Origin of the sequence: Amycolatopsis sp. NPDC051372, assembly GCF_040682095.1 — a bacterium.
GTDB lineage: Bacteria > Actinomycetota > Actinomycetes > Mycobacteriales > Pseudonocardiaceae > Amycolatopsis.
Genome location: NZ_JBFBAF010000001.1, coordinates 609,270 through 632,703 on the forward strand (window position 1 = coordinate 609,270; position 23,434 = coordinate 632,703).

At 70.3% G+C, this 23,434-nt stretch carries 22 protein-coding genes; 10 read left to right on the plus strand and 12 right to left on the minus strand.

Features of this window, described 5'->3' with window-relative positions; all coding sequences use genetic code 11:
* The first annotated feature begins 10 nt into the window (after positions 1–10).
* Positions 11–1,171 carry an MFS transporter gene (locus tag AB0M56_RS02790; protein WP_364170293.1) on the plus strand — a complete coding sequence of 387 codons (1,161 nt, stop codon included), beginning with the start codon at positions 11–13 and terminating at the stop codon, positions 1,169–1,171.
* Here the strand turns inward: AB0M56_RS02790 and AB0M56_RS02795 are convergent.
* Entirely contained in the window at positions 1,154–2,062 is a 909-nt protein-coding gene (locus tag AB0M56_RS02795; RefSeq protein ID WP_364170296.1) for an EamA family transporter, read from the minus strand. The genes AB0M56_RS02790 and AB0M56_RS02795 overlap by 18 nt on opposite strands.
* Positions 2,063–2,150: 88 nt before the next feature.
* Between AB0M56_RS02795 and AB0M56_RS02800 the strand changes: the two genes are divergently transcribed.
* Positions 2,151–3,056 (plus strand): LysR family transcriptional regulator, encoded by a 906-nt coding sequence (locus AB0M56_RS02800; RefSeq protein WP_364170738.1) that lies wholly within the window; start codon positions 2,151–2,153, stop codon positions 3,054–3,056.
* Here the strand turns inward: AB0M56_RS02800 and AB0M56_RS02805 are convergent.
* Positions 3,053–3,601, minus strand: a complete 549-nt coding sequence (locus AB0M56_RS02805) for a DedA family protein (RefSeq protein WP_364170299.1) — start codon at positions 3,599–3,601, stop codon at positions 3,053–3,055. The genes AB0M56_RS02800 and AB0M56_RS02805 overlap by 4 nt on opposite strands.
* 129 nt (positions 3,602–3,730) lie before the next feature.
* Between AB0M56_RS02805 and AB0M56_RS02810 the strand changes: the two genes are divergently transcribed.
* Positions 3,731–4,630: an SDR family oxidoreductase gene (locus AB0M56_RS02810; RefSeq protein WP_364170301.1), complete on the plus strand. Its 900-nt coding sequence runs from the start codon at positions 3,731–3,733 to the stop codon at positions 4,628–4,630.
* A 330-nt stretch (positions 4,631–4,960) separates the two neighbouring features.
* Here the strand turns inward: AB0M56_RS02810 and AB0M56_RS02815 are convergent, their stop codons facing one another.
* Both AB0M56_RS02815 and leuA read right to left on the minus strand, forming a co-directional pair.
* Positions 4,961–5,932: a YafY family protein gene (locus AB0M56_RS02815; RefSeq protein WP_364170304.1), complete on the minus strand. Its 972-nt coding sequence runs from the start codon at positions 5,930–5,932 to the stop codon at positions 4,961–4,963.
* A 10-nt stretch (positions 5,933–5,942) separates the two neighbouring features.
* Positions 5,943–7,730, minus strand: coding sequence for a 2-isopropylmalate synthase (gene leuA, locus AB0M56_RS02820; RefSeq protein ID WP_364170307.1), 1,788 nt, complete (start codon positions 7,728–7,730; stop codon positions 5,943–5,945).
* A 244-nt stretch (positions 7,731–7,974) separates the two neighbouring features.
* On the opposite strand from leuA, the gene AB0M56_RS02825 reads away from it, so the two are divergent.
* Positions 7,975–8,352 (plus strand): hypothetical protein, encoded by a 378-nt coding sequence (locus AB0M56_RS02825; RefSeq protein ID WP_364170309.1) that lies wholly within the window; start codon positions 7,975–7,977, stop codon positions 8,350–8,352.
* Between the two features lie 63 nt (positions 8,353–8,415).
* Here AB0M56_RS02825 and AB0M56_RS02830 read toward each other — a convergent pair whose 3' ends face one another.
* Positions 8,416–9,093 carry a hypothetical protein gene (locus AB0M56_RS02830; RefSeq protein ID WP_364170312.1) on the minus strand — a complete coding sequence of 226 codons (678 nt, stop codon included), beginning with the start codon at positions 9,091–9,093 and terminating at the stop codon, positions 8,416–8,418.
* Between the two features lie 123 nt (positions 9,094–9,216).
* Entirely contained in the window at positions 9,217–9,813 is a 597-nt protein-coding gene (locus tag AB0M56_RS02835; protein ID WP_364170315.1) for a nitroreductase family protein, read from the minus strand.
* Positions 9,814–10,047: 234 nt separating this feature from the next.
* Between AB0M56_RS02835 and AB0M56_RS02840 the strand changes: the two genes are divergently transcribed.
* The gene (locus tag AB0M56_RS02840; RefSeq protein WP_364170318.1) at positions 10,048–11,313 is read left to right on the plus strand and encodes an aspartate kinase; all 1,266 of its coding nucleotides are present in this window, start codon (positions 10,048–10,050) and stop codon (positions 11,311–11,313) included.
* Positions 11,313–12,353, plus strand: coding sequence for an aspartate-semialdehyde dehydrogenase (locus AB0M56_RS02845; protein WP_220244907.1), 1,041 nt, complete (start codon positions 11,313–11,315; stop codon positions 12,351–12,353). The genes AB0M56_RS02840 and AB0M56_RS02845 overlap by 1 nt, the downstream gene beginning before the upstream one ends.
* Positions 12,354–12,401: 48 nt before the next feature.
* Here AB0M56_RS02845 and AB0M56_RS02850 read toward each other — a convergent pair whose 3' ends face one another.
* The 4 genes from AB0M56_RS02850 to AB0M56_RS02865 form a co-directional block, all read right to left on the minus strand.
* Complete coding sequence (locus tag AB0M56_RS02850) at positions 12,402–13,625, minus strand: hypothetical protein (RefSeq protein WP_364170322.1); 1,224 nt, start codon at positions 13,623–13,625, stop codon at positions 12,402–12,404.
* Between the two features lie 66 nt (positions 13,626–13,691).
* The gene (locus tag AB0M56_RS02855; protein ID WP_364170324.1) at positions 13,692–13,952 is read right to left on the minus strand and encodes a hypothetical protein; all 261 of its coding nucleotides are present in this window, start codon (positions 13,950–13,952) and stop codon (positions 13,692–13,694) included.
* Positions 13,953–14,077: 125 nt separating this feature from the next.
* Entirely contained in the window at positions 14,078–15,550 is a 1,473-nt protein-coding gene (locus tag AB0M56_RS02860; RefSeq protein ID WP_364170326.1) for a M48 family metalloprotease, read from the minus strand.
* A 311-nt stretch (positions 15,551–15,861) separates the two neighbouring features.
* A complete protein-coding gene (locus tag AB0M56_RS02865) occupies positions 15,862–17,193 on the minus strand; it encodes a M48 family metalloprotease (RefSeq protein ID WP_364170329.1) in 1,332 nt (443 codons plus the stop codon).
* Positions 17,194–17,365: 172 nt separating this feature from the next.
* Between AB0M56_RS02865 and AB0M56_RS02870 the strand changes: the two genes are divergently transcribed.
* Together AB0M56_RS02870 and AB0M56_RS02875 are read left to right on the plus strand one after the other, a co-directional pair.
* Positions 17,366–18,556, plus strand: a complete 1,191-nt coding sequence (locus AB0M56_RS02870) for an RtcB family protein (protein WP_364170332.1) — start codon at positions 17,366–17,368, stop codon at positions 18,554–18,556.
* A 50-nt stretch (positions 18,557–18,606) separates the two neighbouring features.
* Entirely contained in the window at positions 18,607–18,984 is a 378-nt protein-coding gene (locus AB0M56_RS02875; protein WP_364170335.1) for a hypothetical protein, read from the plus strand.
* A gap of 108 nt (positions 18,985–19,092) precedes the next feature.
* On the opposite strand, the gene AB0M56_RS02880 is transcribed toward AB0M56_RS02875, so the two are convergent.
* A complete protein-coding gene (locus AB0M56_RS02880) occupies positions 19,093–20,250 on the minus strand; it encodes an MFS transporter (protein WP_364170739.1) in 1,158 nt (385 codons plus the stop codon).
* A gap of 154 nt (positions 20,251–20,404) precedes the next feature.
* Here AB0M56_RS02880 and AB0M56_RS02885 point away from each other — a divergent pair, with 154 nt between their 5' ends.
* The gene (locus AB0M56_RS02885) at positions 20,405–20,998 is read left to right on the plus strand and encodes a TetR family transcriptional regulator (protein WP_364170337.1); all 594 of its coding nucleotides are present in this window, start codon (positions 20,405–20,407) and stop codon (positions 20,996–20,998) included.
* 492 nt (positions 20,999–21,490) lie between these two features.
* Positions 21,491–22,015, plus strand: coding sequence for a hypothetical protein (locus AB0M56_RS02890; RefSeq protein WP_220244902.1), 525 nt, complete (start codon positions 21,491–21,493; stop codon positions 22,013–22,015).
* A 276-nt stretch (positions 22,016–22,291) separates the two neighbouring features.
* On the opposite strand, the gene AB0M56_RS02895 is transcribed toward AB0M56_RS02890, so the two are convergent.
* On the minus strand, positions 22,292–23,353 hold the full coding sequence (locus AB0M56_RS02895; RefSeq protein WP_364170340.1) for an alpha/beta hydrolase: 1,062 nt from the start codon (positions 23,351–23,353) through the stop codon (positions 22,292–22,294).
* Positions 23,354–23,434: the final 81 nt, after the last annotated feature.

Here is a 23,434-nt window from a genome sequence, read left to right on the forward strand (position 1 = left end):
GGTTACGGCCATGGTCAGTGTCAGCGAGCGGACAACCGTGCGGTGGTGGTCCACCGCCGCGGTCGGCGCCGGCGTGATCGCGCTCTGCTACGGGTTCGCGCGCTACGCCTACGGACTGTTCGTGCCCCGGTTCGGCGAGACGTTCGGGCTCACGACCGTCGGCGTCGGCGTGCTCGGCGGACTGTCCACCGCGGGCTACGGCGCCGGGCTGCTGCTGTCCCTGCGCACGGCCACGCGATCCGCGCGCGCCACCGTGCTGCTGGCCGGCGCGTTGGCGGCGGTGGGGCTCGGGCTCATGGCCGCCGCGCCGAACGTGGCCGTGTTCGGCGGCGGGATCGTCGTGGCGGGCGGCAGCGCGGGCCTGGTCTCGCCCGGCGTCGCGCAGCTGATCGGGGAAACCGTCGGGGCACGCCACCGGGTCCGGGCGCAGACCTGGGCCAATACCGGGACGGGGCTGGGGCTGGCCGCGTCGGCGTTCACGCCGCTGCTGGCGTTCGGCTGGTCCTCGATCTGGGCGGGCTTCGCCGTGCTCGCCGCGGCGATGACGGTGCTCGCCTGGCGGACGTTGCCACGCCCGCCCGCGTCCGCCACGATCCCGGCGAAGTCCACGCCGGTCCATGGCCTGACGCCGCTCGTGGTCAACTCCGTCCTCATCGGAGCGACGAGCGCGCCGTACTGGACGTTCTCCAGCTCCCGGCTCACCGCGACAGGTCTGAGCCCGACCGCGGCGACCTGGTGCTGGTTCACGATCGGCGCGGCCGGGTTGCTCGGCGGGCTGGCCGGGCGCGCCGCCGAGCGCGTCGGGCTGCGGACTGCCAACCTCGTCACGTGGACGCTGGCGGCGGCCGGCCTCGCACTGCTGGCTCTACCGCGACCGGGACTGCTTGGCGCGCTGGTTTCCAGCGCGCTGTTCGGCAGCACCTACATGGCCCTGACCGGGCTGTGCATTCTGTGGGCCGCCCGCCTGTTCCCCACACGTCCGGCTCGCGGGGTCACCTGGTCGTTCGTGGGCCTCGGCGTCGGGCAGACCGCGGCGTCACCCTTGGCCGGCGCGGCGGCGGCCGGAGTCGGGCTGCCCGCGGTGTTCGGGCTGGCCGGGCTGGTGGCGCTCGCCGCCTGGAGCCAGCTCGACGCCCGCCTCGCCCCGCCTGCCTCAGGCCCCGGCGGGTAGCAGGTCTTCGTCGGGCAGCTCCACGGGCTTTCGGCGAAGACTCCCCAGCAGCACCCCGCCGATCACCACGGCCGCGGCGACGATCTCGAGCACCGTGGGCACCTCGTCGAGTACGAAGTACGACGCCGTGAGCCCGACCACCGGCACGAGCAGCGAGAACGGCGCGACGACGCCGGCGGGGTGGTGCTTCATGAGTGTCGTCCAGATGCCGGAGCCCACGACAGTGCCGAACACGATCACGTACGCCATGCCCGCGACGCCGATCAGGCCAGTGGTGGTGCCGAGCGTCGTGAGCGAGTGCCAGCCGGCCGTCGGGCCTTCGAAGACGAACGACAGCGCCAGCATCGGCAGCGGCGGCACCACGGACATCCACAGCATGAGGTGCACCGGGTTGTCGGGTGTCGCGCGACGCACCGCGAGGTTGCCGAACGCCCAGCTCAGGGCGGCCAGCAGCGTCAGGATCACCGGCAGCAGCGCGGCGTGCGAGGACTGCTGCCACGCGATCGCCGTCATGCCCGCGACGGCCAGCAGGATGCCGGTGAGCTGGCGGCCGGACACGCGTTCGCGCAGGAGCACGGCGCCGAGCAGCACGGTGAACGGCGCGGACGCCTGCAGCACCAGCGAGGCCAGGCCCGTCGGCATGCCGAGGTTCATGGCGACGAACAGGAACGCGAACTGGCCGGTGCCGAACCCGAGGCCGTAGCCGAGCAGGTAGCGCAGCTTCACCTTGGGCCACGGCACGAACAGGATCGTCGGGATCGCGATCAGCGCGAACCGCAGCGCGCCGGCGAACATCGGCGGGAACTGGCCCAGTGCGGCGTGGATGGCGAGGAAGTTGCAGCCCCACAGCGCGGCGACGAGCACAGCGAGGAGACGGTCACGTGCGGGCATGTCCTCCACTGTGCAGGCGCGGATCGTGAAGGACCAGCGAGAAAAACTGCACTGACCATGTAGCTGTCCTTCAAATAAGGTGGACATGGTGGACCTCGGAAGACTTCGGACATTGCGGGAGTTCGCGGACCGCGGCAGCGTGACCGCCGCGGCGAGGGCGCTGCACTGCACCCCTTCGGCGGTGTCGCAGCAGCTGCGCGCGCTTCAGACGGAGGTCGGCCTGCCGCTGACCGAGCCGGACGGCCGCGGCCTGCGGCTCACCGACGCCGGCCGGGCGCTCGTCGGGCGCGCCGACGAGGTGCTCGCCGCGCTGGACCGGGCGGAATCCGAGCTCGACACGTACCGAAGTGCGCCGCGCGGGCGGGTGCGGATCGCGATTTTCCAGTCGGCGGGCCTGATGTTGCTGCCGGGGCTGCTCACGCGCGTCGCGGCGTTCGACGGTCTGGAGGTGGACGTCCGCGATGTCGACATGACGCCTTCGGACGTGCCGGGGCTGGTCGCGGACTACGACGTGGTCGTGACGCACCGGGACGAGCACGCCGGCGAGTTCACCTCCGACCGGCTCGAGGTGGTGCCGCTGCTGCGGGAGCCGTTGGACGTCGCGTTGCCGGCCGGGCACGTGTTGGCGCGGCGGCGCCGGGTGGATCTCGCGGACCTCGCCGACGAACGCTGGATCTCCGTGGACCACGGATTTCCGGTGGACGACGTGCTGCGGTCGCTGACCGTGCGGACGGGGGTTCGGCCGCAGATCGTGCAGCGCATCAACGATTTCCGCATCACCGAGCGGCTCGTCGCGGCGGGGCACGGCATCGCGCTGTTGCCGCGCTACACGATGGACACGCGGCGGGGCAGCGGTCTGGTCGGGCGTCCCCTGGCGGGGATCCGCGCTGCGCGACTGGTCGAGGTGGTGTGCCGGCGGGGTGCGTTGTCGCGGCCGGCGGTGGCGACGGTGATCGCCCAGCTGCGCGAGGAAGTGGCGGCGTTGACGAGCTAGCTCCGGGCGCCGCGGCGGACGCCGAACGTGATCGCGACGCCGAGCAGCGTCGCGACGCCGAAGGAGAGCAGCATGCTGACCACCGGTTCGTCGATGAGCTCGCCGCCGGCATAACCGAGGAAGGCGACATACGACGTCCACAGCGTGATGCCGATCGCCGACGCGCTGAAGAACTCGCCCATCGGCCAGCGCAGCGAACCGGCCAGCAGCGCGCCGACCGTGCCGCCCGAGGGCAGCCAGCGGGCGAGGACCAGGATCGGGCGCGGGTGGCGTTGCAGGCGGCCGTCGAGCCAGGCCAGTCCGGCGGCCATCTTGCGGCGCCGGCTGAGGCGCTCCAGTACGCGCGCGCCGCCGAAGCGGCCCAGCGCGTAGAGGGCCTGGTCGCCCACCAGGCACCCGGCGGTGGCGACGGTGATCACCACGGCCAGCGACGTCCCGCCTTGCGCGGCCGCGATGCCCATGCCGAGGATCGTCACCTCGGTGGGCAGCAGGGGCACCAGCGAGACGACGAACAGCACCACGAGCCCTGCCGTCGTTGCGTCCACACTCCCATTAACCGCCGTGCGCGGGCGGATGAGTCCTGTTCACCGAGTACTCACAGAAAGGCACAGGCGGTACACAGCTTGGGTCAACCATGACAGCGGGTGTCATGGTTGACCGCGACCGTGGTCCGCATGAACCTTTTGGGAAAAATCGCCCTGGTCGCGGGTGGCACGCGCGGTGCCAGCCGCGCGATCGCCGTGGAGCTGGGGCGGGCGGGGGCCTTCGTTTACGTGACCGGGCGTACTTCGGGGTCCGAGCGGTCCGAAGTGGACCGTCCGGAGACGATCGAGGAGACGGTTTCCTTGATCGAGGAGGCGGGTGGCCGCGGCGAGGCCATCCGCGTCGACCACCTGGTGCCCTCCGAAGTCGCGGCCCTGGCCTCTCGGCTGGACCACCTGGACATCCTCGTCAACGGCCTCTGGGGCGGCGACCGCCACCTGGAATGGGGCAAACCCGTCTGGGAACACTCGCTGGACGCGGGCCTGCGCATGATCCGCCTGGCGATCGACGCGCACCTCATCACCAGCCACCACCTGCTGCCGCTGATGATCGACCGCCAGGGCGGCCTGGTGGTGGAGCTGACGGACGGCACCGCGTCGTACAACGCGCGGTATCGGGCGGGGACCTCGCTGCCGTTTTACCTGGCGAAGTCCTCGGCCCACCCACTGGCGATCGGCGAGGCGGCGGAGCTGGCGCCGTTCGGCTGCACGGCCGTCGCGTTCACCCCGGGCTACCTGCGTTCCGAAGCGATGCTCGAGATCTACGGCGTCACGGAAGCCACGTGGCGCGATGCGGTGGCCGAGGTGCCGCATTTCGCCATCTCGGAATCCCCGGCCTTCGGCGGCCGGGCGATCGTCGCGCTGGCCGCGGACCCGGACCGCGCTCGCTGGTCCGGCCAGACGGTGAGCAGCGGCCAACTCGCCCAGACCTACTCGATCGACGACGTGGACGGCAGCCGCCCGGACGCGTGGCGCTACCTGGTGGAGGTGGCGGACACCGGCAAGCCGGCGGATGTGAGCGCCTATCGCTGAGCATTGGTGGTTGTCCACAGGCAAGTCGAGTTGTGGATAGCTGCGCCGTCCTCGGCGACGTGATCAGCAGCCGGCTTTCCGAACACGATACCGGTAACGCCGACCTGGCCGAACCAGCACCGCAGCCCGCCTCATCGCCCGCCTGCGCACCTCGCCATCAACGCACACCGACAAGCCGGACACACCGCCATCGCCACAGCACCCCCGCCACGCCACCCGAGCCCCTGCTCGGAATACCCGCCCGACCAGCACAAGGACTTGCCGGAACCCTGCCTTGGGAGGGCGGGGCCTGTCTCCGGGGCAGTGGGGCAAGCCGGCGGATGTGAGCGGTTATCGCTGAGCGTTGCGGGCGGCGAGTTCGGTGCCGATGTCGGCCAGGGCGGCCCTCAGTTCCGGTGGGTCGAGGACTTCGATGCCGCGGCTGAGGGCCACCAGTTGACCGAGGGCGATCTCGCCGCCCTCGAGCGCGAGTTCCGCCGGCGCCCAGCCGTCGGAGTCTGGTTCGGCCAGGGAGAGGACGGTGTCCGCGAGGTGTTCGCCGCCGAAGACGCGGCGGAGTTCGCGGATGGCGAGGCGGTTCAGGCGGGCTCGTACCCGCACTGGGCGGGAGACCTGTTCGAAGGTTGCGGATGAAGTGCGCCACCATGTCGGGAGGTCGAAATCGGCGGGGCGGTCGAACTCTTCGGCGAGCTCGTCGGCGTCGAGGATCCGGGAGACGCGATAGGTGCGGTAGACGTTCTCGACCCGCGCCACCAGGTACCAGACCCCCGCCTTCAACACGAGCCCCAACGGCTCCAGCACCCGGTCGGCGACTTTGTCCTTGCGCTGATAGGAAACCGCGAGCCGGCGCTGCGTCCAGACCGCGCGCGAAACCGTGCTCAACGCCGCCGGCTGGTCGGCGCCACCGAACCACCCCGGCGCATCCAGGTGAAACCGCCCGGCCACCAGCGCCGCGTGCTCCCGCAGCTCGGCCGGCATCCCCGCCGAAACCTTCGCCCGCGCGGCACTGCCCGCGGTGTCCAACCCCAGCCCTGCCAACGCTTCCGGTGCGCCCAACGCGAACAGTGCCACGGCTTCCCGCGCGGTCAGCCCGTCGGGCCCCGCCCGCCAACCGTCGACGAGACGGAAGCCGCCGTGCCGGCCCTGCTGCGTCCACAGTGGAACTCCGGCGTCCCGCAAGGCCGCCAGATCGCGGTGCATCGTGCGTTCCGAAACGCCCAGTTCCGCGGCGAGCTCAGAGGCGGTCGCACTGCGGCGGCGCTGCAGCGTGAACAGCAGCGCGACCAGCCTCTCCGCTTTCACCGCACCAACATCAGCGGTTCGCGCGGTTGACCGCGCTCACCACCGCGCGCAGCGACGACGTCACGATCGACGGGTCGATGCCCACGCCCCAGAACACGCGGTCGGAGATCGCGCACTCGATGTACGACGCGGCGCGCGAGTCGTCGCCCGGGGTCAGGGTGTGTTCGCTGTAGTCCAGGAGCCGCAGGTCGAAGCCGACGGTGGACAGGGCGTCGAAGAACGCCGCGATGGGACCGTTGCCGCGGCCGGTGATGTCGTGCTCGTCGCCCTCGACGGTCACCGTGGCTTCGATGTCGTACTCGCCGCCGCCGTTGTCGGTCACGCGCTGGCGCACCAGCTCCAGCGGGGTGCGCGGCTCGAGGTACTCCTTCGAGAACGCGTTCCACATCGTGGCCGGGTCGACCTCGCCGCCCTCGGTGTCGGTGTAGGCCTGGACCACCTTGGAGAACTCGATCTGCAGGCGCCGCGGCAGGTCGAGCTGGTGCTCGGCCTTCATGATGTAGGCGACGCCGCCCTTGCCCGACTGCGAGTTCACGCGGATCACGGCCTCGTACGTGCGGCCGACGTCCTTCGGGTCGATCGGCAGGTACGGGACCTCCCACGGGTACTCGTCCACTGGCACGCCGGCCTTGTCGGCCGCGTCCTTCAGCGCGTCGAGGCCCTTGTTGATCGCGTCCTGATGGCTGCCGGAGAACGCGGTGAACACCAGGTCACCGCCCCACGGTGTGCGCTCGGCCACGGGCAGCTGGTTGCAGTACTCGACGGTGCGCTTGATCTCGTCGATGTCCGAGAAGTCGATCTGCGGGTCCACACCCTGGCTGAACAGGTTCATGCCCAGCGCGACGAGGTCGACGTTGCCGGTGCGCTCGCCGTTGCCGAACAGGCAGCCCTCGATGCGATCGGCGCCCGCCTGGTAGCCCAGCTCGGCGGCGGCGATGCCGGTGCCGCGGTCGTTGTGCGGGTGCAGCGACAGGATCACCGAGTCGCGGCGCTCCAGGTTGCGGCTCATCCACTCGATCGAGTCGGCGTAGACGTTCGGCGTCGCCATCTCGACGGTCGCCGGCAGGTTCAGGATCACCGGCTTCTCCGGCGTCGGCTGCCAGATCTCGGTCACGGCGTTGCAGACCTCGAGCGCGTACGACAGCTCCGTGCCGGTGTAGGACTCCGGTGAGTACTGGAAGCGGAAGTCGGTGTCCGGCTGCTTTGCGGCCAGCTCGACGACCATCTCCGCGGCCTGCGTCGCGATCTTCTTGATGCCCTCGCGCTCCTCGCGGAACACGACGCGGCGCTGCAGGATCGAGGTCGAGTTGTAGATGTGCACGATCGCGCGCGGCGCGCCCTCGAGCGACTTGAACGTGCGCTCGATCAGCTCCGGGCGGCACTGGGTCAGCACCTGGATGCTCACGTCGTCCGGGATCGCGCCCTCGTCGATGATCTCGCGGACGAAGTCGAAGTCCGTCTGCGACGCGGCGGGGAACCCGACCTCGATCTCCTTGTAACCCATGCGTACGAGCAGGTCGAAGAACTTGCGCTTGCGCGCCGGCGACATCGGGTCGATCAGGGCCTGGTTGCCGTCACGCAGGTCCACCGCGCACCACAGCGGCGCGCGCTCGATGCGCTTCTCGGGCCAGGTGCGGTCGGGCAGCTCGATGTTCTCGATCAGCTCGTACCAGGGCTTGTAGCGGTGGACGGGCATCGACGTGCCGCGTTGCGGGTTCCAGCGGGGCTGGTCCGCGGGCGCCGGGCGCGACGGCGTGCGAACGCGGGAAGTGCTCGTGCGGGGGTCGTTCGTGGCCATGGGTGAAGACGTCTCCTGACGAGGTGGGTGCATACGACCGGCACCACAAAGCCCCGCGACGAGGAGCCGGTCTGGTCAGGCCCCGTCGCGGCAGCGAAGCAGGAGAGCACGCGCCACGAAGTCACCTTAACCACGGAACGCGGCCGTTGTGAAGTCACCTCCGCGATCGAACTGTTACGTCCGGTGCCCGCCGGGTGTTACCAGCGGGTAGCGGGCGGGGGTGTGACGTGTCAGACTGCCGAGCATGGGCGAGCACGCCGAACAGACACCTGAGACGGAGACCGAGTCGCGGCCGAAGCGCGCCGAGATCGACTGGCGACGCACCCGTGAGCAGGCGTTTTCCTTCGTCGCCACGCTCGTGCGGTGGGTCGGGCTGATCTTCGCCGCGATCCTCGTGCTGCACGTGATCTTCACTGTCGGCGAGGCCAATCCGGACAACGGAATCGTCTCGTTTGTTCGAAGCTGGGCCGACTTCCTCTCGATCGGCTTCAAGGACCTCTTCACCCCGAGTGACGCGAAACTCAGGGTGCTGGTCAACTACGGCATCGCGGCGATCTTCTGGCTCGTGGTGTCCGGGATCGTCGCGAAGATCCTCCGCCGCATCGGCGGAATCTCTTCCTGACCGCGGTCACGGGCCGTTCCCGCCGTGGCGCGAACGGCCCGTTCGTACCGGGTCAGCTCCGGGTCAGCTCTGCCAGGTGATCGGCTTGCTGCCGTAGTCCGTGCCCGGAGCCTGGTCGCTGTAGTCGCCCTCGTCGTACGACGCGCCGGTCACCGTCGTGCCGGCCTGCGCCACCGCGAGCACGCAGCTTTCGTACGTGGCGCCCTTCGTGGTGAAGTCCTTGCCCGCGTCGCCGCTGTCGCACTTGTCGAACGTGCCGATCACGGACACACCCTGCGCTTCGGAACCGTCGGGGAGCAGGGCGTTCATCAGCCCGAGCGAGGTGTAGGAGAAGTCCGTGCCGCTCTCGTTCGAGACGGTGACACGCACGTAGTACGGCGTCATGCCCTTCGCCTTGTCGCCCAGGTCCAGCGGCGCGAGGTCCGCCTCGGTGCCCTTGTCGATCGACTTCACCGTGACGCCGATCGAGCCCGTCTTGTCCTCCGACTTGAACGGCACGATCGCCTTCTCGCCCAGCTTCAGCTTGGTGCCCTGCGGCGTGAAACCACCGGCCGACGTCGTGTTCTGCTGCGCGCTCGGCGGCGCTTCCGTGCTCGCCTGGGTCGCGCTGGTGCTCTGACTCTGCTGCTGCGCCGGGGCACCGGACGCGGCCGAAGGCGTGCCGTTCATCTCGCTCCCGCAGCCGGCCAGGGCCAGTACCGCCGCGGAGACCCCCAGGGCCGCCAGCACACGACTACGCATGTCGTTCTCTCCTCATGTCCACCCAGTGTGTGCGGGCTTCGATGCGGTGCCCCGATCAGCGGTTCCCTGATCGAGCGACATTACTTAGCGGTGCGAAGTGAATGCGATCAGTCGTTCCGCGCGTCAATCACCCAACGCGGGCGTGCCCCATTCACCACTGAACGCGAACTCACTCAGTGGAATGCGCTGCCGCGGCTTCAGCTCCCGCTCGATGCGCCGCTCGTCCTCCAGCACGGCGGCGTCGGCGGCGTGGCCCACCGCGATGGCCACCCGCGGCACGGCCTCGTCCGGCAACCCGAACGACGAGCGGACCGCGTCGGGGGAGAAGCCCGCCATCTGGTGCGCGATCAGGCCGAGTTCCACGGCCTGCAGCACCAGGTTCTCGCTCGCCAGGCCGAGGCCGTACTCGGCGTAGGGGAGCTCGCCCTTCTCGTTGGTGGTCACCATCACGCCGACGAGCAGCGCGCCCGCGCGGAACGCCCACGCCTGGTTGCCGGTGTTCAGCGCGGCCAGGATTCGGGTGAACGTGGGGTCGCCGCGCCGGCCCACGAGATAGCGCGCGGGCTGGGTGTTGCCGAAGGACGGCGCCCAGCGTGCGGCCTCCAGCAAGGTGGTCAGTTCCTGCAGGGACACCTCGGCGGTCGCGTCGAAGGCGCGGGGGCTCCAGCGCTCGGCGACGGCCTGGCTCACGGGGACGCTCGTCTCAGCGGGTTTGCGCACGTCCCGCACCGTAGTACGGCGGGAGTGCTCTCCATCACTCCGGAGGAAGGGCTTCGAACATTTCGGTGGTGTTAAGGAAGATTTACTTTCGACACACCCTCGATCGATGTGCGCCGCCACTCGATTGAGTGGCGCGCGCCCTCGGCCCCGGTAGGCTTTCGCCCAAGTGAAGGGACGCGGGGGCTCCTCGGTGCCCACCAGGAGCAGACCCGGCCCGTCAAGGAGGTTCGGGCTGTGGCCCTCGTGGTCCAGAAGTACGGTGGATCGTCGCTGGAAAGTGCCGACCGGATCAAGCGCGTCGCCGAACGCATCGTCGCCACCAAGAAGGCGGGCAACGACGTCGTGGTGGTGTGCTCGGCGATGGGTGACACCACCGACGAGCTGCTCGATCTGGCGCAGCAGGTGAACCCCGCGCCGCCGGAGCGGGAGATGGACATGCTGCTCACGGCCGGTGAGCGCATCTCGAACGCGCTGGTCGCGATGGCGATTTCCGCGCACGGCGCCGAGGCGTGGTCGTTCACCGGTTCGCAGGCGGGTGTCGTCACGACGTCGGTGCACGGCAACGCGCGCATCATCGACGTGACGCCGAGTCGCGTCACGGAGGCCCTGGACCAGGGTTACATCGCGCTGGTGGCCGGGTTCCAGGGCGTTTCCCAGGACACCAAGGACATCACGACGCTCGGCCGCGGCGGTTCGGACACCACCGCCGTCGCGCTCGCCGCCGCGCTGGGCGCCGACGTGTGCGAGATCTATTCCGATGTGGACGGTGTGTACTCCGCCGACCCGCGGATCGTGCCGGACGCGCGGAAACTCGACACGATCCCGTACGAGGAGATGCTGGAGCTCGCCGCGAGCGGTTCGAAGATCCTGCACCTGCGTTCGGTCGAGTACGCGCGCCGCTACGGCGTGCCGATCCGAGTCCGCTCTTCCTACAGCGACAAGCCGGGCACCACCGTGACCGGGTCAATCGAGGAGATCCCCGTGGAACAAGCGCTGATCACCGGTGTGGCACACGACCGTTCGGAGGCCAAGATCACGGTCACCGGCGTGCCGGACCACGCCGGGGCGGCCGCCCGGATCTTCCGCGTGATCGCCGACGCGGAGATCGACATCGACATGGTGCTGCAGAACGTGTCCAGCACGATCTCGGGTCGCACCGACATCACGTTCACGCTGTCGAAGGCCAACGGCGCCAAGGCCGTGCAGGAGCTCGAGAAGGTCAAGGGCGAGATCGGCTTCGAGACTGTGCTGTACGACGACCACGTCGGCAAGGTCTCGCTCGTCGGCGCGGGGATGCGCTCGCACCCCGGTGTCACGGCGACGTTCTGCGAGGCGCTCGCACAGTCGGGCGTCAACATCGAAATCATCAACACCTCGGAGATCCGCATCTCGGTGCTGATCCGCGACGCGCAGCTCGACGACGCCGTGCGCGCGATCCACGAGGCGTTCGAGCTCGGCGGCGACGAAGAAGCCGTTGTGTATGCGGGGAGTGGTCGCTGATGAGCAACGGTCTGCGCGTCGGGGTGGTCGGAGCGACCGGCCAGGTCGGCGGTGTGATGCGGAAGCTGCTGGCGGAGCGCGGTTTCCCGGTGGACGAGATGCGCTACTTCGCGTCGTCCCGGTCAGCGGGAACGAAGCTTCCGTGGCAGGGCGAGGAGATCACGGTCGAGGACACCGCCATCGCGGATCCGTCCGGTTTGGACATCGCCTTGTTCTCCGCGGGCGGTTCGACTTCGCGTGAGCAGTCGCCGCGCTTCTCCGCCGCGGGCGTGACGGTGATCGACAACTCGTCGGCCTTCCGCCGCGATCCGGACGTGCCGCTGGTCGTCAGCGAGGTCAACCCGGAAGCCATCAAGGAGGCGCGCAAGGGGATCATCGCGAACCCCAACTGCACCACCATGGCGGCCATGCCGGTGCTCAAGCCGCTGCACGACGAGGCCGGCCTGCTGCGCTTGATCACGAGCACCTACCAGGCCGTGTCCGGCAGCGGCCTCGCCGGCGTCGACGAGCTGGCCGCCCAGGTCAACGCCGTCGCCTCCCGCGCGGCGGCCCTGACCCACGACGGTTCGGCTGTGGACTTCCCGGCCCCGGCCAAGTACGTGGCGCCCATCGCGTTCAACGTCCTGCCCATGGCCGGCTCCGTCGTCGACGACGGCTCGTTCGAGACGGACGAGGAACAGAAGCTGCGCAACGAAAGCCGCAAGATCCTGGGCCTGCCGGAGCTGCTCGTGTCCGGCACGTGCGTCCGGGTCCCGGTGTTCTCCGGCCACGCGCTGTCGATCAACGTCGAGTTCGCGCAGCCCATCTCGGTGGAGCGAGCCACGGAACTGTTGTCGGTCGCGCCCGGCGTGCAGCTCTCGGACGTCCCCACGCCGCTGCAGGCCGCGGGCAAGGACCCGAGCTTCGTCGGCCGCATCCGCTCCGATCCCGGTGTGCCGGACGGTCGCGGCCTGGCGCTGTTCGTGGCGACGGACAACCTGCGCAAGGGTGCGGCGTTGAACGCGGTGCAGATCGCGGAGCTGGTGGCGAGCAACCGCTGATTTTCTCGTGTGACCAGGGCCGTCTTCCTCCGGGAAGGCGGCCCTGTCTCATCGGGGCGAGCTCAGCTGCCGAACCGGCCGGAAGTCCGGTGGCACGCCGGAAACCACGAGCAGCATTCGCAGCGGCAACACCTCCGGCGTCAGCGCTGCCGCTTCGTCGAGCGCGGTCGTGATCGCCTCCGCCCCCGGATCGTCCACGACCAGCTCCGGCGGCCCGGGCCACGCCATGCGCCAGCGCACGACTCCCACGTCCGCCAGGGCCGCCGTGACGACCAGGGCCAGGCGGTAGCGGACGGAAGCCACGACGTCCGTGGCGCCGGGCTTCGCGAGGAACGCGAGCTCGCCCGCGGCCAGCCGGTCGAGCGCCGCTCCGAGGGTGAGGCCGCCGAGGACCTCCAGGGCCGAGCGCGTGACCTCGTGGCGCTGGGACAAATCGGCGAGCGTGTCCCAGTCGGCCCGCGGCATGGCGCGCTGCTCCTCGGAGAGCAGCTGCGCGAAGGCGTGGTCGAGCGTCTCGCCCTCGGCGAGCAGTGCGCTGGCCCGAGCCTCGTCGCCGAGGGGGAGCTCGGCGTCGAGCAGCCGCCGGAAGCCCGCCATCGGCCGCGCCGGCAGGAATCCCGCTCGCAGGCCGAGCGCGGCGTAGCGGACCAGGAAGAGCTCCCAGAGCTCTTCGATCACCTCGCGTTCCCACCGCACCTCCGCCGAGTCCGACGTGGTCAGCGCTTGTTCGGCGACGCGCAGGTAGTACGCGGTGAAGGCCCGCACCGCGGGCCGGGCCGGCGCGGTCCAGCGCGGCGTGCGGGCCAGGGTGTCGCGCGTGCGGGAGAGGAACCGCACTCCCCACGCGATCGCCGGCCGGAAGCGGACGTCCTCGCTGAGCGCGCGGCGCACCAACACGCTCAGCTGCCCCGGGTTCACCGCCGCGAGCAACGGGACTCCGATGACGAGCCGACGGCGCGACGCGAGCCGCACCGCGACGCCGGCGTCGAGCTGGACGGACGTCGGAGCCTCGACGCCGACGTCGTCCGCCGCGGAGTGCACCAGTTCCCACAGCCGCGTCGACGCGGGCGTGAGCCGGATCGTCGGCGTGGGGCCGGCGCGCGAGCACAGCGCCGTCACGAGTGTCGCGAGTCCTGGCGCCACGACGAGCAAGGCCAGCGACGCGGGGGACATCGCCACGCACAGCACGGCCTCCGCCGCGACGAACCCGCCGACGACGAGGACCACCGCCAGCCAGAACGCGACCAGGAGCCCCATGGCACGCAGTGCCATCCGGACCTCCTCCCCAGCCGAGCTCGGTCCTGTCGGATATCGCTCGTGGCGGGGACAACGTTTCCGTCACTCCACTGTGGACTTCGCCTTCTCGGCGAGGTGGCAGGCCAGGTACCGGATCTTCCGGAACTCGACGATCGGTCCCTTGTTGCTGTACGCCCACATATTGGCGTCCGCGTGCACGCCGAGGTACCGGAACTGTTCCACGGCCTCTTCGCCGCGCCCGAGCTCCACGAGCGCCCGCGCGGCGTACGCCCGGCTCGTCGCCGTGCCCGGCGCGTCGCGGCGCCTTCTTGTCCGGCGCGACGTACCGGGCCAGGTCCTCACGGCTGAGCGAAGCGGTGAACTCGGCCACGCTCATGCCGCGTTCCCGCGCGGCTTTGGCCAGCGCCAGCGCGGTCTTCCGGCGTCTCGGATTGAACAGCAGGCTTACGAGTCCCATGGGTTTCCTCTCAGGAACGGATCGGGTCGGGTTCCGCCGCGGGCAGCAGCGCCCGCAGCCCGGCGGTGTCCCCGGTGACGGCGGCGTCGAGCGCCGGGTCGAGTGCTTTGTCGTACGCCTCGTCGAGCGCCAGCTCGGCCGGCCCGGACCACGAGAGCGTCCAGTGTGCGAGCCCGGCGGTGGCGAGTTCCGAGACGACCACAGTGGACAGTCGCTCGCGGACGGACTGGCCGAGAAGCTCGCGGCGGGCCCGAGCGCCGGCGCCGGTGGGCACCTTCAGGCCGGGGTCGGCCACGTCGTCGAGCCGGCCGGCGTCGAGTGCGTCGAGCAGGTCGTGCGGCGAACGTCCGCGCAGGATCTTCGTGGCGTTCTCGCTGAACTGGTGGCGGGTGGCGGCGTCGACGAGGGTCGGCCAGTCCGTGGGCTTCTTCCGGCGGGCTTCGGTCGACAGGCCCGTGAGCAGGGTGGCGTCGAGAGTCTTGGCCGCCTCGCGCAGGATCTCGGTCGCCGGTCGCTCGCCGCCTTCCGCTACCGGCACGACAGGCGCCGCTTCGAGCAGTGCGATGCGCTCGAGAGTGGGCGGGTGGCTGTCGTACGGGGAGGTCTTGTGCTTCGGGGGATTGCGCCGCACCTTGTCGATCTCCTCGGCGCGACCGCCGTCGGCCAGCAGGTGGAGGTACCCCTCGGCCAGCCGGGCCGGTAGATAGCCTGCTTTCCAGCCCATCGTCGCATAGGTGTTCAGGAAAAACCGCCAGACGACGTCCAGCGCCTCGACCTCGCGCAACGCACTGCTCGCCGCCGCAGTGCCCGCGACCCGGGCGGCCGCGGCGTCGGCGGCGAGCTCGCGGTCGCGGCTCACCCGCATAGACACGGCGAAGTAGAGCTTGGCATAGGCGTGGAACAACTTCCGCAGCATATGGCCGAACCACGTGCTGCCGTTCAGTCCGTTCACGACTCGGCCGATCGCCTGCCTGCCACGGTAAGTCGTGCCGGCGAAGCGGGTGTCGCGGTTGCTGTAGTGCGCGAGTTCGTGGCCCAGCACCGAGCGGAACTGGTCGGTCCGCAGCCCGGCGAACAGTTGCGCACCGATGAACAACCGGCGACGTTTCACCCGCAGGCCGAGCCACCGCGTCTGCTCCTCGACGCTCGCGTTGACCTGCGGCACCAGGTAGATCTCGTCCGGCGGCCGGGTGCCGACGGCGTCGGCGAGCTCGTGGACGAGTGCCCACAGTTCAGGCTGCGCCTCGGGGGTCACCGGCAGGCCGGAGACTTCGTCGTCGCCGGAGCGTTCGATGGTGAAAAGGGCCTGCAGCAGCACGTAAACCACCGGTACGACGATGATCGCGAGCCGCAGCCCGATCGCGGGCCGGTCTTGGAACGCGTAGATCTCCAGCGCCACGAGCGCGGCGATGATCGCCAGCACGAGCACCGGGAACCCGGCCAGCAGGATGACAGCGAGCAATGCTCGCGATGAGTTCTTCATGGAAAAGTGGAATCCTCCCCGAGTGGCGCACCGAGCGCCGGGCTCGATCATCGTGCCCGATATCGGCCGGAACCTCGATTTCGTTTCGCTCACGAAACGAAGTTCTCCGAGTTAATCCGGCAAATCGTGCTATTCGGACGGTTCCCGGTTGATCCATTGTGGAGCGGACGCCGTTCGCCGCGGTAATCAAGCAGACGGAACGCGGCCGGGTTCGCTCAGGAGCGCGCGCAGGGCGGCAGTGTCACCGGCCACGGCGGCGTCGATCGCGGGGAAGAGCGTTCCGCTGTACCGCGGGGTCAGCCGGAGCGCGGTCACCTCCGACCACGAGATGGTCCACCGCGCGCCGCCCGCGCCGGCGGCCTGCGACAGGGCCACGAACGACAGCCGGATGCGAGCGGATTCGGACACGAGCTCCCGGCGAGTCCGCTGGTCCGCCTCAGCCGGGATCGGCAGGTCGGGATCGACCACGTCTGCCGGCCGCCCGGCGTCCAGCGCGTCGAGCAGGTCGCCCACCGAGCGGCCTCGCAGGACTTGCGCCGCCAGTTCACCGAACTCGTGCCGTGAAGAGACGTCGGCGAGCGTGTCCCAGTCGGTGCGCTGCTTGTGCGGCCTTCGTCCGACAGCTCGGCGAACCACGCGGCGTCGAGGACCTCTTCGGCGTCGCGGAGGAGCTCGCTCGCCGGCCGGTCCTCGACCTCGGGCATCGGGATGACGCCGGCCGCTTCGAGCACCCTGATGCGCTCGGCCGTGGGTGGATGGTTGTCGAACGGCGACGCCTCGGGCGGGTTCTGCCGCGGTCGTGCCGGTTCCTGGGCGCGGGTTTCGTCGGTCAGCAGCAGCCGGCATCCCTCGGCGGGCCGGTCGGGCAGGTAACCGGCGTTCCAGCCCATCACCAGGTACTCGCGGGTGAAAACTCGCCACACGGCGTCGAGCGCCTCGATCTCGCGAAGGGCGGCGGTCGCCGCCGCCGTGCCCGCGACCCGCGCCGCCGCGACGTCGGCGGCCAGCTCCTGGTCGCGGCTCACCCGACCTGACACGGCGAAGTACACCCAGCCGTAGACCTGGAACAGCGGCCGCAGCAGCCGGCTGAACCAGGACGCCCCGTCGAGTCCACTCAGGACTCGCAGGATCGCCACCCGGCCACGGTAGGTCGCGCCGGCGAACCGGGTGTCGCGGCTGCTGTAGTGCGCGAACTCGTGGCCGAGCACGGCCCGGAGCTCGGCCACCCCCAGCCCCGCGAACAGCGGGGCGCCGATGAACAGCGTGCGCTCCGTGACGCGCAGACCGAACCAGCGCGTTCGTTCGTGTACCGCCGCGTTCACCCGGTTCATGATCCGGACCTCGTCGGGCGGCGCGGTGCCGACGGTTTCGGCCAGTTCGCGGACCAGGTCCCGCAACTCGGGTTGGGTCTCCGCGGTGACCAGAAGACCGGGGACTTCGCCTGCGCGGTCGAACGTGAGCAGCGCCCGCAGCAGCACGTAGGTCGCGGGCGCGGCGAAGACGGCGAACTCCAGCCCGTGGGAAAGCCGGTTGCGGAACGCGAACACCTCGACCACCACGATCGCGGCGACAAGCGCCAGTACCAGCACCGGAAACCCGGCCAGCAAGGTGACCGCGACCGGCGCTCGAAACGAGTTCTTCATGGACGGACGGTTCCTCCCGCTGGGCGCTTCGGGCCCCGGGCCTGGCATCCTGCCCGATATCGCCGGGAGCCTCGATTTCGTTTCCGCCACGAATCCGCCGCGGAAAACCCGTGGCGCCATATCGCCCTCCGGGGGATGCTTTTCGAAGAATCCCAGCCAGGAAAGGAAAGTCATGTACACGGCGGTAGACGGTGCTCGCGTCCCGATCCGGATGTGGGCCGACCCCACGTCGGTCGAGGAACAAGCCATGCGCCAGCTGCACAACGTCGCCAATCTGCCTTGGGTGCACGGCGTCGCGGTGATGCCGGACGTCCACTACGGCAAGGGCGCCACCGTGGGCAGCGTGATCGCCATGCGTGACGCGGTGTCGCCGGCGGCGGTAGGTGTCGACATCGGGTGCGGGATGAGTGCGGTGCGCACGTCGCTCACCGCGGCGGACCTGCCCGACGACCTCGGCCGGCTGCGGCGCCGGATCGAGTCGGCTGTGCCGGTGGGGTTCGGGCTGCACAAGACGCCCGTGAACCCCGCGAAGGTCCACGGCGTGGGCGGCTGGGACGCGTTCTGGAAGTCGTTCGGCGACCTCCACGAGGGCGTGCAGGGCCTGCGCGACCGCGCGGCGCGCCAGGTCGGGAGCCTCGGCGGCGGGAACCACTTCATCGAGGTCTGCCTCGAACAGGGCGGCGCCGACGAAGGCCGCGTGTGGCTGATGCTGCATTCGGGTTCGCGCAACATCGGCAAGGAACTCGCGGAGCGGCACATGGCCGTCGCGCGCAAGCTGCCGCACAACGCGGACCTGCCCGACCGCGACCTGGCTGTGTTCGTCGCGGACACGCCCGAGATGGCGGCCTACCGGCGTGACCTGTTCTGGGCGCAGGACTACGCGGCGCGCAACCGGGCCACGATGGTGGCGCTGGTCAAGCTCGCCGTCGCCGAGGTGATCCCGGGGACCACGTTCGACGACGCGATCTCGTGCCACCACAACTACGTCACCGAGGAGACCTACGACGGCGTCGACCTGCTCGTCACCCGCAAGGGCGCGATCCGGGCCGGCGCGGGTGACCTCGGGATCATCCCCGGCAGCATGGGCACCGGCTCGTACATCGTGCGCGGGCTCGGGAACACGGCGTCGTTCGAGTCGGCTTCGCACGGCGCGGGGCGGCGGATGTCGCGGACGAAGGCGCGCAAGACCTTCACCGCGGCTGACCTCGCGGCCCAGACCGACGGAGTCGAGTGCCGCAAGGACACCGGCGTGGTCGACGAGATCCCGGCGGCCTACAAGGACATCGACGCGGTGATCGATGCGCAGACCGACCTCGTGGCGGTCGTGGCGCACCTCAAGCAGGTCGTCTGCGTGAAGGGGTGAAGGTGCTCGCGGGGCCGGTTCGGGCCCCGCGAGCCCGCTACGCTGGATCCATGACGAGGTGGGGAGCGGTGGTCGCGCTGGCGGCCGCCGGAACGTTGCTGGCCGGGTGCGACCAGGTCGACTCGGCGGTGGACACGGCCAACTCGACGGCCGACAAGGTCAGCGCGTGCACGCAGGCGCTGGGGCTCGCGGACCTCAATCCGCTGGTCGACCCCGACAAGCTGAAGGCCCGCGCGCAGGACAAGGAGCAGCGCCTGCGCGCGCTGGCAGCCGACGTGCAGGAGCAGGACGTGAAGAACGCGCTGCTCGGCATGGCGGACTCCTACGTCGAGGTGCAGAAGGAGCACATCCAGGACGCCGGTGTGGTCGCCGCGTGGGCCAAGCGGAACGTCGCGAAGCTCGACGCACTGCGTAAGGCGTGTAGCTGACCCCCACGCCTCGCCCCAGCACCCGATGGGGCAGGCGCGCGGAGCACCTCCGTTGAGGGTGGTGGCGGGCGTGGCTGGAGCAACCAACGCCGCATGGGTGAGGTCTGGTCAGCGACGCGCCTGCACGGCCGCGGCCATCGCCGGCGCCGTGGCTGTCCGGCGCCGGTGCGTCCACAGCAGGCCCGCCGCGGCCAGGACCAAACCACCGGCGCCCGCGGCGACGAAGCCCCACGCCGGGCTCGAGTGGTCGATCGCGAAGCCCACCACCGGGCTGCCCGCGGCCAGCCCGAGCCGCGTCGACGCGTCCTGCAACCCCATCGCCTCACCGCGCACGGCGGGGGGCGCGATCGCGCTCACCGTTTCCGTGGTGGCGGCCAGTGTCGGCGCGCAGAGCAGGTTCGTCGGGATCAGCACCAGCATCAGCAGCCACCACGGCTGGTCCGCCAGCCCCACCGGCAGCACCAGCGCCGCGAGCAGCAGCATCAGCACTCCCTGCGGCAACGACTTCTTCACGGCGCCGTGCACGATCCCGCCGAGCATCGACGCCGCGCACATCACCGCGATGACCAGGCCGGTCCAGCCGACGTCACCGTGGGAGCGCAGCGCCGCCAGCGTCGCCACCTCCGTACCGACCAGGCAGAACAGGGCGCCCGCGGCCACCAGCAGCGTCGCGAGCAGGCGACCGGTGAGCCACGACCGCAGCGGCGGCCGGACGGAGCCGACGGGGGCGAGCTCGTCCTCGTTCCGGATGGGCGGGTTGAGCAGGAAGATGAGCAGCGCCGTGCCGCCGAAGAGCACGCCGATGCCGCTGAGCGTGAACGTGGCCGACAGCGACGTGATCGCCGCGATGCCGGCCGCCGGGCCGATCATGAACGACGCCTCGACCAGAATCGTGTCGAGCGAGTAGGCCGCCCGCCGGTGCTCGGCGGGCACGAGCGCCGCCAGGATCTGACGCGCCAGCGAGCCCGCGGGCACGGACAGGAACCCGGCGGGCAGCGCGCACGCCACCAGCACCGCGTAGGAGAGGTGGGGCGCCGCGACCCAGAAGGCCGTGGACGCGACGCCGCAGACGCCGACCACCGGACGCAGGCCGTAGCGGTCGATCGTGCGCCCGAGCAGTGGCGCGCCCAGCGCCATGCCCAGCGTGGTGGCGGCGCCGACGACGCCGGCCGCGCCGTAGCCGTGGCCCAGGTTGGTGACCACGTACAGGGTGAGCGTGACGCCGGTCATCGTCATGGGCAGGCGCGCGAAGAACATCAGCGCCATCGACGGACGGACTCGGGACAGGGTCAGCACCTGGCGGTACGGCTCGAAGGGCACGTACCTCATGAGAGCAAATCCTGGTACGCGCGTGCAACTTCTTTTGAGGCGATCTTCGTGACAGTTGCTGTCAAACGAGAGCGACCGCGACAATCGCCGCATGACCCCGGCTGAACCGACAGGCCTGCGCGAACGCAAGAAGGCCCGCACGCGCGAAGCGATCCAGCGGCACGCGCTGCGGCTGTTCCAGGAGCAGGGCTACGCGACGACCACCGTCGAGCAGATCGCGGCGGCCGCGGACATCTCGCCGAGCACCTTCTTCCGCTACTTCCCGACGAAGGAGGCGACGGTCCTCTACGACCGTATCGACCCGCTGCTCGTCGAGGCCGCCCGCCGGCAGCCGGAGGACCTGACGCTGCTCGGGGTCGTCCGCGCGACCCTGCGCGAGGTGTACGACAGCCTGCCGCCCGAGGTGTGGGCCGAGGAGCGGCGCCGGCAGCTGATCGTGTTCTCCGTGCCGGAGCTGCGTGCGAAGGTGATGGACAACTACGTCTCGGGCATCACGATGCTCGTCGAGCTGGCGGCCGAACGGACCGGTCGCGCCCGCGGCGACTTCGAGGTGCGCAACTGGGCCGGCGCGGTCGTCGGCGTGATCCTCTCCACGGCGCTGGCGGCCGCGGCGGATCAGAGCGTCGATTTCGTGGCGCTGCTGGAACGCGCGTTCACGCACCTCGAAGAAGGCTTGCCGCTCTGAATCGGCGCAACTCTTGTTCTTGACGCGAAACAATTCGCGAATGTTTTTGCGAATTCGTGTGTTGACCTCGGTGTGCGCGGTCCGGTGCGCATTCGTGCGCTGTTTCCGCTGGTCTCCACGCCGGAGATCTGCCCGTGACCCGGCTACTCCACCTGTGGCGGTGCGTGCGTGGGGGACACCCCGACCGGAGCAGTGGCGACACGCGGTCCGACGGAGTGATCAGGGTAAACGATCACGCAATGCACCTGTACGGGTGAGCAACAGGGCCATTCGTGGCCGATCGGCTACTCCGAGTCCGATGCATGATCGGTCATGATGATCTTCAGGGGGATGGGCAAGCCGTCCACGTTAATCAATTGCGGGCATGTTCCCGAAAAACGGATTCGGCACGTAAGGGTTAGAAAACGTCCCTATCCGGTGATCGGCTGGTGCTGGGCCGATACGGCGGGTATCGATTTACCCGTCAGGTCTCCAGAGGCCAGGAGGTAAGGAATGAAAGGCAAGATTGGGCGGATCATCGCCTTGGTAGCCGCCGGCAGTCTGCTGGCCGTCGGCACCTCGGGGATGGCCTCGGCGAGCCCTGCGGGTGGCAAGGGCTCGTCGTCCACCGAAGCGGTCGGCGCGCAGGTGCTCCAGATGCGAGACGACCTGACGAAGGCCGCGTACGCCGGCAACGTCGGTCTGACACGTGCCGACCTGGACAAGCTCAGCCCTGTCCTCGGCGACCTCGCCGCGGGCAAGCGCTACACGATCCAGTCGGAGACGCAGCAGCTCTCGTCGGCGGCCAAGGGCCGTGCGGACGAGTCCAGCCGCCTGCTGTCCGACCCGTCGGCGTCGCCGCGTCAGCTCCCGCCGCTGCCGCTCCCGCCGATCCCGGACCTGCCAGGTCCGCTGAAGATCGTGAGCGACCTGCTCAAGGCCCTGCTGGGTGCCGTCACCGGCATCCTGGGCGGACTGCTCGGCTCCCTGCCGGTGCCTCCGCTGCCGGTGCCGCCGTTGCCCGTCCCGGGCGCGTAGCAACCACCCCCGGAACACGGGGTTTTCGGAGCCTGGTGCGGTTCGCCGCACCAGGCTCCGGTGGTTTCCGGGGTTATTTCTCCTTCTGCTGCGGACGCTGGTGCTGTCCCTGCCCGGCGCACGGTGAATCCGCGCACGGACCTGTGCCCGTCCGAGCGACGCTCCGCTCCGGTGAGGCCCTCGTCGGCCCCGCGATGTCGAGCGAGTGCCGGCGAAGCCCGTCGTGCTTGCCGAGGCGAGTGCCTTGCACCTGCCTCGCGAGGCCGTCGCCCGGGGCTATTTCTCCTTCTGCTGCCGCGCCAACCCCAGCCGCAGCGCGCCGGCCAGCTCGGCCGTCGCCTCGCGGAACCGGGAGCCGACGCCGGTGAAGTTCAGGAACCCGTGGATCAGGTCCGGCTGGCGGCTCACCGCGACCGGGACTCCGGCGTCGCGCAGCTTCTCCGCGTACGCCTCGCCCTCGTCGCGCAGCGGGTCGAAGCCCGCGGTCATGACGAACGCCGGCGGCAGTCCACTGTGGTCGGTCGCGACGAGGGGCGACAGGCGCGGGTCGGCCTTGTCGGTGCAGGCGGGGACGTAGTGGTCCTCGAACCAGGTCATCGACTCGTCGGTGAGGAACAGCTTCTCGCCGAAGATCTCGCGCGAGCGGCGGCGCGTCGTGAAGTCCACCGCGGGGTAGATGAGCAGCTGGAACGCCGGCGCCGGGCCACCGCGCCGGACCGCCGCCAGAGTCAACGCGGCGGAGAGGTTGCCGCCCGCGCTGTCGCCGCCCACGGCGATGCGGTCGGCGTCCGCGCCGAGCTCGGCCGCGTTGGCGTGGGCGTAGTCGAACGCCGCCAGTGCGTCTTCGAACGGAGTCGGGAACGGGTGTTCCGGCGCCATCCGATACTCGACCGACAGCACGCGCACGCCGGCGTGTTTCGCGAGGTAGCGCGCGGCGTTGTCGTGCGTGGCGCGCGAGCCGACGACCCAGCCGCCGCCGTGGAAGAACACGAGCAGCCCGGACGGTTCGGGCAGCCCCGCGGGCGTGTAGAGGGTGGCGTCGAGCGATGCGTCGCCGGACGGGATCACCACGTCGCGCACAGCCACGGGCTCGATCGTCTTGCCGCTCACCAGGTGGCGGCCGAGCTCCAGCCCGAGCCGCGAGCCCTCGACCGTCTCGCCGACGAGCGCGGTGCCGGTGAGCTGCTGCAACCGCAGCAGGAGCTGCGCGTCGAGGGCGAGTTCCTGCCCGTCGCGCCGCAGCGGCGGGCCGGCGATGAGCCGCCGGACGGGCCGGGGCAGCCAGAAGACCAGCTGCGCGGCGGCGGCCTGGGCGCGGACCTGGAGCGGGATCGCCATCGTTCCTCCTCGGCAGTGGACCCCGACGTTACTTGTCAGTAGATAGTGGGTCCAGCTGTGGTCGAGAACTCCGTCCCAAAT